Annotated in this window: 10 protein-coding genes; 4 read left to right on the top strand and 6 right to left on the bottom strand. The window is 41.8% G+C overall.

Going from position 1 to position 11,898, the window contains the following annotated elements:
• Positions 1-77: 77 nt before the first annotated feature.
• Positions 78-965, bottom strand: coding sequence for a 23S rRNA (adenine(1618)-N(6))-methyltransferase RlmF (gene rlmF / locus PCIT_RS20035; RefSeq protein WP_040697470.1), 888 nt, complete (start codon positions 963-965; stop codon positions 78-80).
• A gap of 151 nt (positions 966-1,116) precedes the next feature.
• Here rlmF and PCIT_RS20040 point away from each other — a divergent pair, with 151 nt between their 5' ends.
• Positions 1,117-2,037: an alpha/beta fold hydrolase gene (locus tag PCIT_RS20040; protein WP_040697454.1), complete on the top strand. Its 921-nt coding sequence runs from the start codon at positions 1,117-1,119 to the stop codon at positions 2,035-2,037.
• On the opposite strand, the gene PCIT_RS20045 is transcribed toward PCIT_RS20040, so the two are convergent.
• The 3 genes from PCIT_RS20045 to PCIT_RS20055 form a co-directional block, all read right to left on the bottom strand.
• The gene (locus PCIT_RS20045) at positions 1,979-3,445 is read right to left on the bottom strand and encodes a tetratricopeptide repeat-containing sulfotransferase family protein (RefSeq protein WP_010361777.1); all 1,467 of its coding nucleotides are present in this window, start codon (positions 3,443-3,445) and stop codon (positions 1,979-1,981) included. The genes PCIT_RS20040 and PCIT_RS20045 overlap by 59 nt on opposite strands.
• A 96-nt stretch (positions 3,446-3,541) precedes the next feature.
• Positions 3,542-6,187 carry a TonB-dependent receptor plug domain-containing protein gene (locus PCIT_RS20050; protein WP_010361778.1) on the bottom strand — a complete coding sequence of 882 codons (2,646 nt, stop codon included), beginning with the start codon at positions 6,185-6,187 and terminating at the stop codon, positions 3,542-3,544.
• A gap of 252 nt (positions 6,188-6,439) precedes the next feature.
• A complete protein-coding gene (locus PCIT_RS20055; protein ID WP_084622657.1) occupies positions 6,440-6,604 on the bottom strand; it encodes an oxidoreductase-like domain-containing protein in 165 nt (54 codons plus the stop codon).
• A 94-nt stretch (positions 6,605-6,698) separates the two neighbouring features.
• On the opposite strand from PCIT_RS20055, the gene PCIT_RS20060 reads away from it, so the two are divergent.
• From PCIT_RS20060 to PCIT_RS20070, 3 genes are all read left to right on the top strand, one after another.
• On the top strand, positions 6,699-7,070 hold the full coding sequence (locus tag PCIT_RS20060; protein ID WP_010361779.1) for a hypothetical protein: 372 nt from the start codon (positions 6,699-6,701) through the stop codon (positions 7,068-7,070).
• Between the two features lie 59 nt (positions 7,071-7,129).
• Positions 7,130-8,494 carry a leucyl aminopeptidase family protein gene (locus PCIT_RS20065; RefSeq protein WP_010361780.1) on the top strand — a complete coding sequence of 455 codons (1,365 nt, stop codon included), beginning with the start codon at positions 7,130-7,132 and terminating at the stop codon, positions 8,492-8,494.
• A 156-nt stretch (positions 8,495-8,650) separates the two neighbouring features.
• Complete coding sequence (locus PCIT_RS20070; RefSeq protein WP_010361781.1) at positions 8,651-9,088, top strand: BLUF domain-containing protein; 438 nt, start codon at positions 8,651-8,653, stop codon at positions 9,086-9,088.
• Positions 9,089-9,170: 82 nt separating this feature from the next.
• Here the strand turns inward: PCIT_RS20070 and PCIT_RS20075 are convergent, their stop codons facing one another.
• Both PCIT_RS20075 and PCIT_RS20080 read right to left on the bottom strand, forming a co-directional pair.
• Positions 9,171-10,640: an aminoacyl-histidine dipeptidase gene (locus PCIT_RS20075; RefSeq protein WP_010361782.1), complete on the bottom strand. Its 1,470-nt coding sequence runs from the start codon at positions 10,638-10,640 to the stop codon at positions 9,171-9,173.
• A gap of 65 nt (positions 10,641-10,705) precedes the next feature.
• Complete coding sequence (locus PCIT_RS20080; protein WP_010361783.1) at positions 10,706-11,770, bottom strand: ketoacyl-ACP synthase III; 1,065 nt, start codon at positions 11,768-11,770, stop codon at positions 10,706-10,708.
• Positions 11,771-11,898 lie beyond the last annotated feature (128 nt).

An 11,898-nucleotide genomic window follows, 5' to 3' on the forward strand; every position in this document is an offset into this window, starting at 1 on the left:
ATTCGGCCTTATATTCATAAGTTAATGAATAAAAGGCCACTAGTATATCAGCACGGGAAGGTGTACTGTCGCTCTCATTAATTATGTAATGTTCGGCGTTGCGCTTGGGTCATGAAAGACCATGCTAAAAATCGGCTTTGCTTCTGCCCTTGTGCCATTTTTATAACTTTTATTTCAATAGGTTGTACTGTTTTAAGTGCTTTTTTGAGGGGCTGTAAATTGTCTTTATTTGATACCAAGGAGGTAAACCAGCCGCATTGTTGTGAGTATAATTTACTTTCACGGATCATTGTTTTTATGAAGCGTAACTCTCCGCCTTCACACCAAAGTTCGGGGGCGTGACCGCCAAAGTTTAGTGATTTAGGTGGTGCTTTTTTGAGGTTTTTCCACTTTCGTGCGGTGCCTGTTTGTGCAGCTTGCTCACTACTATGAAACGGAGGATTACACATGCTAAAGCTGAGTACATCAGCTGAAGATAGTATATTTTCAAAAATGAAGTGAGGGTTGGTTTGATGGCGTACTTCAACATTTAGTTTGTTAGCTGAGCAAATGGTTTGTGCACTTTTCACAGCTTTTAAATTAATGTCTGATCCAATAAAGTGCCAGTTGTACTCAGAGCAACCCAATAAAGGGTATATGACATTGGCGCCAGTACCAATGTCGAGCCCTTTGATATTTTTATGTTTAATATCCATATCATTGGCCAATAAGTCAGCAATGCCATGAATATAGTCAGCACGACCAGGTACAGGTGGGCAAAGAAACTCATCTGCAATGTCCCAGTGTTCAATATTATAATGATGTTTAAGTAAAGCTTTATTTAACGCCTTTACTGCCGCTTTATTGGTAAAATCAATACTGGTGTCACCCCTAGGCGTCACTGTTGTATATTTTGATAGGGCAGGTAATGCCGAGACTAAGGATTCAAAGTGATAGCCTTGCTTATGTTTGTTTCGTGAGTGCATAAAAGTTCTGACTTGGAATGTTGATGCCATTATAGCGAAATCATAGGTGGCTCGCCTAGTATTGAATTAATGTTGGCGTTAGCATGCTGTTGCTGGAATAAAAAACAACTGGTACGATGAGGTGGGTGTCAATTATAACAATGAATGAATAATGATAAAACAAAGCTCTCTGCATACTCAATTAAACGACAATCAAACATTACATTTACGTCATATTTATCAAGAAGGCGCGAAAGGTCCAAGTGTATTTTTCATGCATGGTGCAGTTGAAAATGGCAAGATTTTCTATTCAGTAAAAAATAAAGGACTTGCGCCATTTTTAGCCTCTCACGGCTTTCACTGCTACGTAGCAGATTTAAGAGGGCGCGGGGAAAGCTTACCTGCCATATCGGCACACTCAGACTATGGTCAAAGTGAGTCAATTCTAGAAGACTTGCCAGCAATGTTGAATTTTATTGAGCAACATCACGGAGATTTCCCCAAATACTGGATAGCACACTCTTGGGGTGGCGTGCTTATGAACAGTTATTTTGCTCGTTTTCCTGACACGATAAGTAAAGTGGCGTCATGCGTGTATTTCGGGTCTAAGCGCAGTTTGTATAATCATCATATTAGTAAGTATTTTCAGGCCAACTTGCTTTGGTTCGGAATTGCTCATTTATACACAAAAAAACATGGTTATTTACCTGCAAAGTCACTGAAATGGGGGAGTGACAATGAGACAAAAAAATCTCATAGACAAAGTGCGCAATGGGCTAAAAGAGCGCCTTGGGTAGACAGTGATGATGGGTTTGATTATGCACAGAAGCTAATAAATAAAGTGCTGCCGCCGACACTACATGTTGCAGGGGTTAGTGACAAAGCATTGGCACAGCCTATCGATATTCAAAGGTTTATTGATGAATCTGGGTGTGGCGTGCAAAAACTGTCTATATATGGGCGTCAATATGGCCATAAACATGATTATGGCCATATTGACATGTTAACGCATAAATATGCTTGTCATGATCAGTTTAAGGATCTGTTGTCGTGGTTTGAGATGTATGATCAGCCGGAAGAATTGTTGACATAAGCTTTTCGTAATTGCGCCAATTAGAGCGTGGTGCCTGATTAAGTGGTTGCCTGACTTGTGCCTTGCTTAATGTATTTACTTTGTGGCGTGCCTTATGAAACTCTAAACATTCAGGTTGAAACTCTTGGTACATGAAGTTTAAGACTTTACGGATCTCAAGTGCTGGTTCATCTAGTAAATCTTCGTAACTTAGGCTGTATATATTGCGGGGTATCTTTGTTTTGAAATGCGACATGATATCGTCATGGAAGTGTGCATACGACTGGAACTCAGTAAGTGAACAAAAATAGGGTTCATTCTCGGCAAAGTGATTACTGAAAACTGACCATGCAGTGGCGTTAAAGCTGCGTGTTAGATGTATAACACGTGCATCAGGGAATAATTTATATATTAACCCTATATTTTGAAAGTTTGCCGGTAGCTTGTTTATCACTACTTGCTCGCCTACTCGAAGCTTTTTAACTTCGTCGATATATAACGAACGACAATGGTCGAGCACGGACGTGGTTAGGTTTTGTAAACAGTCAGGGAATGGTGACTCAGAGCGATGGGTTAAAAAGGGCACTAGCTTGTCACTAATGACTGTACTTTCGCCCATGCTACCAATATTTGTATGCTGAATGAGCATTTGCTCGAGCAAGGTAGAGCCAGTACGCGGTAGCCCAACAATAAATGTAGGTATAAATGTGGTATTAACTTTGTCTAGTGGTGTATTAAAAAACTCAGTATTGCAGTGTGTTTTAATGCTTGAGAAAAATGGCTGCATATATTCAGTTCGAAAGTCACAATAGTCCAGTTGTGTGCTATTGGCTAGCTTAAAGTAGTCAAACGCTTGATTATAGTCGACTAAACGATGGCAGCATTTTGCAAGCGCATAATACACGACCACCTTTAGCCGTTTGTTGTCATATTCATTCAGCAGCTCATGTAGTGGCGTTAGATAACCTTCTAAGTCAGCTTTTGGTGCAAGTTGTACTAATTCATAGAGCATGAATGCAGTTACGGCACCTTTTGGGCAAGTAATGCCTTTTTCAAAAGTACGTTTGGCGTTGTCAATAAAACCATGATCTAAATAGAACTGGCCCAACTCGTAATGTGCTTGCGCGTTGTGTCTGGCAACGGTTAATGTGTATTCTAATACCGTTTTAGCATCGACTGGGGAGCCTGCTTCAATAAATGCATCGGCAAGCGCAAACAATGGATCGAGCATTTTTGGTAAATATTCACAGGCTCTTTTTAAGTAATAAATAGCACTGTCATATTCTTCGAGGCGCATACAGATCCGGCCAAGGCCAAACAGTGCAGGGCCATTTTTATTGTTTTCTTTTAACACAGCCTTAAACATAAACTCGGCTTCGCGTAATTTATTATCGGCCAATAATTCGTTGGCTCTTGTTAGTAATAGCATATGGTTTTTACGACGATATAATCCATGATTAGATAATAAAAATAAAAAGGCGAAATAGCCAATGCCATTTCGCCTTTACTGCTGGGTTACAGTATATTAAAACGTGTATGTTGCTTTTACGTAGTAAAAACCACCATTAATTCCATAAGGTGATGTTTCATAATATTTACCACCCCAGTTGTTATTCGGAATACCCGTTGCGCCAACAAAATCAAGCTTCTCAGGTTCTTGATCAAATAGGTTATTTGCACCTACGCTGATACTAATCGAGTCTGTGGCGAAGTAGGTTACCTCTGCATCAATGGTGACAGATGCATCCGCTGTTTTTGCAGTAGCATCAAAGTCAACGTGTACGCCTTGGTACTCACCAAAGTAATTAGCACGTACAAATGATGAAATTGTCTCCCATTGTGAAGACCAAGTAAATGATGAGCGATGTTTAGGTAAGTCTTCTTCTAAGCGCTTAACTTTAAAATCACCGGTGATGGCAGAAAACTTATCAACCGTTGTTTCATTCCAGTTGTAAGCAAATGCGAAAGTCGAATACCCATCTAGTAAGTCCATAGAGTAGTTAGCAACAACGTCTACACCTTGCGTAGTGGTATCAAAATCATTTGTAAAGAAGCTGACTTGCGCTAGGCCATCAACGTTAGGAACACCAGCCGCTGTAAGTGCATCTTTATCAGCTTGCGACAATGCAATTTTCTCTGACTGACTAATACGGTCCGTTACTTCGATGTTGTAGTAATCAATAGTTAAGAATAAATCACCTGACTGATAAACTGCACCCAATGTATAACTTTCAGACTCTTCAGGTTGTAGCTCTGTACCACCAAGTTGTTGTGCAATCGGGTTTGTAGGAGGTAGAAGTGCTGAATCAACTAGTACACCGCTACTTAAATTTGTTTGCACATTACTGACGTTTGCTTGGCCTACTGTTGGCGCTCTGAAACCAGTGCTGATTGACCCTCGGAACGACAAGTCATCAGTTGCTTGATACTGAGCAGTTACTTTATAGTTTGTGGTAGAGCCAAATGAGTCATAGTCTTCGTAGCGTAATGCCCAACCCATTAACAGCTCATCTGTAAATGGCGTTTCAACGTCAATGTAGGCACCATAGTTACGGCGTGTGAATACACCAGCCGCTGATGGTTGAAAGCCTGGGAAGCCATTTGAACCTATACCAAAGCCTTGTTGAGTAAGCGGACCTGGAATAAATGATGCTTCATCACCGGCAATTACTTCGAATGACTCTTCATGCCACTCAAAACCCGCGGCAACGTTAACATCATAGGCTAAATCAAAGTCATAGCCTTTTGATATGTCGGCGTTAAAGTTCTTCTCTAATTGAATGTATTTACCCGGACTAAAATCTTGTGGGCTATCAGGGCCAAGCGATGCATTTACGGTATTAGTGATGAAATACCGTGATTCATTACGACCTACCGAACCACTGACATCAAAGTAAGCGCCTTCAAAATAACCTTCATCAATCTCACCTTTGGTACCTACGGTGAAAGACGTATCGGTGATGTTGCCACCAAAGAATGGTGTAAAGCCTGCAGGAAGTACCTGGTTAAATGCAAAACAATTTGCAGCAGTCAGTGAATCAAGTGCAGCTTGATCCGGTAAACCATTCGTGCCGATTTCGACAACAGGGCAGTTTAATTGCTGATCGTAGCCATCAAGTGAGCCGACTAATACTGTCGGGTTAGCTGCGTCCCATAGTTTTTGTTGTTCCGCGTCATTCGGATCGCGGCGAGTTGGCGTCCCATTCACATTTCTAATTACGCCGCCATATACGCCTGGTCGTGTGGTTGGGTTACGATAATAGAACCCCCCTTTAACGTCACGCTCGGAGTAGTTACCAAACATATAAAATTCGTCGTTATTAGACAGTTCTAAACCAACATTACCAAATAATGAAATATCATCGTTGATTTCTGGTGCACCCCACACTTGCGCTGGGTTCCTAACGCCTTCTAACCCTGCATCGCTAAATGCTTGTGCGTCAGGTCGTTGCACGCTGCGGCTTGTCGCATCGGCTTCTTTATATTGAAAGCTTAAATTAGCGAAACCGTTATCTGAAAATGGTAAGCCTACATTACCTTCGTAGGTTGTTGTGTCGCCATCACCTTCAAAGAACTGACCTTTTTTGACTGAAAAGCTGCCGCCTTCATCGGCATCTTTTAAAACAAAGTTGATAACACCTGCTATTGCGTCAGAACCATACTGTGCAGCAGCACCATCGCGAAGTACTTCCACTTGCTTCAAAGCAATGCTTGGAATGGTTGAAATATCGGGGCCTTGTGCACCATCGTTAATACCACCGCCTAAAAACGCGATAACAGACGAACGGTGACGACGCTTACCATTTAATAAAATTAATGTGCTATCTGCGGGAAGTCCTCGAAGGTTTGCGGGACGAACAAGTGATGCAGCATCACTAATCGGGTTTTGGTGTACATTAAGAGATGGTACAGAGCCTTTAAGAAGCTCCAGCATATCATCGCCACCGCCCTTTGATAACTCATCACCGCCGATTATATCTATTGGTACTGGTGAATCACCAACTGACCTAGGCGCGGCACGAGAACCAACTACCGCGATCTTTTCAATATTCTTTTTTTTTGCTTCATCTTCATCAGCGGCAAACGCCGATGTAGTTAACATCCCCATTGAGGCTGTTGAAGCAAGCGCGTACGTGATAGCACGACTCACCTTATTTATTTGTAATTTCATCCTGTTTCCCCAGTTGATCTATTGTTGTCATAAGTTAAATAGCGCTCAGTATTATTATTTGCGCTTTTGAATATATACATATCATTAACTTAAGATGCAAACATAATTTGCATTATTCCAAACTTAGCAGCGTTTTTACCAAAGGCAAACTATTTGATAAGTTTTTGTAATAAATAGGGGTTTTTGGCTGTTTTTTGAGCTTTTGGGCGGGTTTTTAATCGGGAACAGGTGGTACTAAAATCGCGATATTTATTATTCAGAGGCTTCAGCTACGGTTTTCAACCATATTTTACGTGCTTGTCGATAGGTATCCCAAACACAGGGGCTGCAACTCCCGCCGCCGCAACAATCGTCTGACTCAGGTTTTTTTGGCTCAGGTGGAATATGAATGATATTTTCATGATTTGACAGGGGCATATACTTAACAACAATAAAGACTAAAATCGCATAGTAACATACTCATTTATTTTGCTACACTGTTCTCAATATACATACTAAGCACTAGGTGACAATGCGCCTGATCAAAGTCGTTCATAAGGCTCCGTTACGAGTGGCCAAAATCTCTAAGCGAAAACAACAAGTGCGCTTAAGACGCTCTATGCTTGCGTTAAAAGTTGCCTTAGCGCAAGAAAAGCAAGAAACAAAAGAGATGTTGAGTATTTATAAACGCTACACAATGGGAGAAGGAGAAAAGGCCGAATTAAAAGTGGCCAATAAGCAGTTGGTTGACATTTGTAAAGGACTTGGGCTTGGTGTGTTTGCACTTTTGCCATTCGCACCAATTACAATCCCATTAATCGTAAAACTAGGACAATGGGTTGGCGTTGACGTATTGCCTAGCTCTTTCTCTATAAATAACAAGTCAAATCACAACCGTAAATAAGTGACCTTGAAGACGTAACTTGGTATTCTAAATCTAGAATTTACTAGATAGAGAGTATTATGCGCGGACTACTGATCCACTCTGATCAAGGGACACCACTACATTTCGTTGAGAAAGCTCACTTAGATTCATGGCTAGACGAGCAAGCACCTTACGTTGCTAATGCCATCAAGGCATGCCGAAGCCAATCATCACCTGTATTTATTGTCGCGGCACAAGATAGCTGTGAATTGCTGCTAGTTTTATGTACAGTTGATACATTAGATGACATGTGGTTAGCAGGTGATTTGGCAAAACAATTACCGAAAGGCCAGTATCAGATTCAAGGAAGCCACCAATTTGTTAGCCAGCAAGCATTGAGCTTTATACTGGGTGCTTATCAATTTTCGGCCTATAAATCATTACCCGCAGTAGAAGCTGTTTTAGCTATCAGCGATGAATCAACGTGCCGTAAAGTAGTCCAGCAAGCTGAATCAATTTATTTAGTGCGCGATCTGGTTAATACGCCCGCGGCAGATATGATGCCGCAGCATTTAGCTGAAATAATGCGAGAATTAGCCGAGCGATTTGAAGGTCAGTTTGATGAGCTAGTAGGAGATGAGTTACTAGAACACAACTACCCAACAGTACATATGGTTGGTCGTGCCAGTGATAATAAACCGAGACTGCTTAATTTAGTATGGGGTGATGATTCTTTCCCTAAATTAACACTGGTAGGTAAAGGAGTGTGCTTTGATTCAGGCGGGTTAGACCTTAAACCTGCAGCTGGTATGCGAAATATGAAAAAAGACATGGGCGGTGCAGCTCATGTTCTTGGTTTAGCGCAAATGATCATGGCTGCAAAACTTCCTGTGAGGTTGCGGGTAATTGTACCAGCGGTTGAGAATGCCGTGTCACGTAATGCATTTAGACCTGGTGATGTGATCAAAACCCGTAAAGGCCTCACTGTTGAAATTGACAATACAGATGCAGAAGGGCGGTTGATTTTGTGTGATGCACTCGCTGAAGCACAAACAGAAAAACCAGATCTGCTGCTTGATTTTGCGACTTTGACTGGCGCATGTCGAATTGCCTTGGGTACAGAGCTACCTGGATTCTTTAGTACCAATCAAGACGTTGCTAATGGCTTAATTGAGCAAGGGATGTTGAACCAAGACCCTGTGTGGCAGCTTCCGTTGTTTGACCAATATAAAGGGCTGTTCAAAAGTGATGTTGCGGATATTTCCAACTGCGGTTCGACCCCTTTTGGTGGGGCGATCACTGCGGCGTTGTATTTAAAAGAGTTTGTTGAGCCAGCGCAAACCCCTTGGGTTCACTTTGATGTAATGGCGTGGAATATTCGTCCATTACCAGGCAGACCCACTGGGGGGGAAGGCTTAGGCCTCAGAGCGACATTCTCATATCTTGAGAAACGATATAGCTAAATAGCCATAGTTTTAAATAACCTATAAAAACACAGCTTATTTGGCTGTGTTTTTTTAATGCCCCATGCTAACTTTTTAAAAAGAGTGGGTATTTAACTTGCCAATTTATTATTCATTCTCTATACGTTAAGTTAAATTTACATCAGGGAATTGGATATGTCACTGCATCAGTTAATTTACCTTAGCAAAGCCAGCAGACCACTCACAAGTATTGATTTTTTAGAAATCCTAGAAGTTGCGAAGCGAAATAATGCGTCTTTGGGTGTAACAGGAAGCCTGTTTTATAACGGTGGCTGGTTTTTACAAGTGCTAGAAGGTGACGTAACGGTTATCAATAGTTTATACCGTCGTATCGAACAAGATAATAGGCATGAACATACACAGATTATTTACTTAGAGCCTGCAAACTGTCGCGTGTTTTCTCGGTGGACTATGAATATGATTAATCTCGAAACTGAGCGGGGTAACAAATATGATATTTTGGCCGATGTTATCAAAGCAGCTACAAAAGGCGGCCTCGTGGAGGGGTTGTCACCAGCAGTTAAATTGCTCAAGGTGTTCTCTTCGGATCATTTTTTTCAAAGTGTATGCTAAAGAGTCATTTACTGCTCAATCGTTCTAAAATCACCTTTATCATGGTAGGTTAGCACAGCATGATAAAGGCGAAGTCTTGTAACTATTTTGCTGGTATATTTTCTAGTATGGCCTTCATTTGCTGCCAATATAAGCCAACCGTGTCAATTTTGACCTTTTCATCTGGTGAGTGTGGGAATTTGATGGTTGGGCCAAAAGAGATCATATCCATATTCGGATAAGGCTTTTTAAATAAACCGCACTCAAGGCCTGCATGTATGACCATAATATGCGGCTTTTTACCGTATATGCCTTCATATACATCACGGAAAATGTGCAAAATATTAGAGTTTGGCTCAGGTTTCCATCCTGGATATGTCCCAGAAAACTCAATTTCAGCGTTCGCGAGCTCGGCTAATGAACGTAACTGCCCTTCAACATCAGAACGACCTGAATCAATTAATGATCGAACTAGACAGAGTACTTCAAAGTGTGTGTCATACGTATTAATGACGCCCATATTTAAAGACGTTTCGACAACGCCCTCAATGTCATCACTCATTCTGATAACGCCGTTAGGGCATGCATTTAATAGAGCAAGTACTTGCTGTGCAGACTGCTTTGTCATTGGGTAGTCTGTTAATACAGAAGGGGTGGCTTCAAATGTGATGGTTGTTTCAATAGAAGCAAGCTCAACAGAGATTAAGTTTAGGTAGTTATTTATATGTGTTACTAATGCCGTCTCGTGCTCTGATGCGATAGAGATATGTGCGTATGCTTCTCTGGGGATAGCATTACGTAATGAGCCACCTTTAAAATTTATCAGCTGAAAAGGAATATCGGTTAGGTAGTTCTTTAAAAAGCGTGATAATAGCTTATTAGCATTGGCTCTGCCGGTATGAATATCTACACCAGAATGGCCACCTTTTAAGCCCTTTAATGTTAAGCTAAATACACTTTGCTCTTGGGGTTCACTAACCCGCTGAATAGGTAATGTCATGGTAGCATCTACACCACCAGCACACCCCATATAGATCTCACCTTCTTGCTCTGAGTCAGTATTGAGTAAGATTTCACCTTCCAAGTAGCCAGCTTCTAAACCAAATGCGCCGGTCATTCCGGCTTCTTCATCGATTGTTAACAATACTTCCAGGGGGCCGTGCTTAATGTCTTTAGCCGCGAGTACCGCAAGACAAGAGGCCATGCCCATGCCATTATCGGCACCGAGCGTTGTCCCTGTTGCAGTTACCCACTCACCGTCAATATAAGGGCGAATAGGATCTGTAGTAAAGTCGTGTACTGTATCATCATTTTTTTGTGGCACCATATCAATATGTGCTTGCAATACAACCGGTGTAATGTGCGACATACCATCAGTCGCAGGCTTTTTAATAAATACGTTTCCAGTTTGATCTCGGCGAACAGCCAGACCTTGATCAGTTGCCCAATTTATAATGAACTGAGCTAATGCTTCTTCATGTTTCGAAGGATGTGGTATTGCACATATTTGGTCGAAAAATTGCCAAATTTCTTTTGGTTCTAGTTGAGCGATATCAGAATGTTGGGTGAACAAAACAGTCCCCTAGATAAATAAAATTATCGCTATTTTACCATCGTAATAGGGGACAAGGAATAATTTTATTGGCAGGCTTTTACAGATGCGGCGATGAGTTCTAAGCCTGTTTTTTCCGTTGCGGGTAATGCGGCGTCGGATAGACCAATAGGCGTAACACGTTCACCCCATTTTATATAACTTGCGGCCCACGTTAGCCCGGCACCAAATGCGGCGGACATGATATTATCATTGGGTTTTATGAGCCCTTGCTCAACTGCTTCACATAGGGCAATCGCGATAGTTGCTGCAGAGGTATTACCATATTTATCGATGTTGACCATTACCTTACTGTCATCGATATCTAAGCGTTGTTGAATAGCTTGAATTATACGTAAGTTTGCTTGGTGTGGAATAAGTACGTCAATGTCCCTGAGGGAGAGCTGAGCATGATTTAGCACGTCATCGCACGCATCGCTCATGCCTTTGACGGCTCGTTTGAATATTTCTCGCCCTTCAAAGAGTAATTCAGACGGCCCCGGAGGTTCGTACCTGCTCAAATCTGTGCCATAGTTTTCTATGTGTAGAATTTTGCGATCAGCACTGTCACAGCCTGTTTTCGTGCTTAATAAACCACAAGGTTCATCACTTGCTTCAAGTACAACGGCACCTGCACCATCACCAAATAATACGGCGCTGTCGCGTTTTGCCCAGTTTACGTACCAGGTCATCCGTTCGGCTGCAACAACAACGGCACGTTTGATCATACCTGCCTGAATTTGTGCAGTGGCATTTTGTAGTGCGTATAAAAAACCAGAGCATGCTGCATTGGTATCACAAGCTGCTGCTCCCTCAGCACCTATATTTTTTTGTACTAGTGACGCAGTATTTGCCACCATAGTTGAAGGTGTACAGGTTGCTAATAAAACTAAGTCAATATCTTTGCCATCAATACCGGCGCACGCTAAAGCATGCTTACTCGCGACAGTTGCTAATTCAGCGGTGCTAACATGACTAACACGGCGGGCTTTAATACCTGTGCGTGTGCTTATCCATTCGTCAGTTGTGTCTACGATTTGACTGATATCGTCGTTCGTAATTGTGGCTGGTGGGATGCATTTCCCCCAGCCAGTAATTTTGGCATAAATCATAAAACTCTCTATTCTTGTCTGACCAGCTGGCCTAACTGGCATTTATAGCAAAAATTGTATTTCAACGCCAGCAGCTATTGTGATGCGGCTAGCTCTCGACTACGCTTTTAATAACGAATGGTCAAATT

The sequence above is a fragment of the Pseudoalteromonas citrea genome (assembly GCF_000238375.3).
In the GTDB taxonomy this organism is placed as follows: domain Bacteria; phylum Pseudomonadota; class Gammaproteobacteria; order Enterobacterales; family Alteromonadaceae; genus Pseudoalteromonas; species Pseudoalteromonas citrea.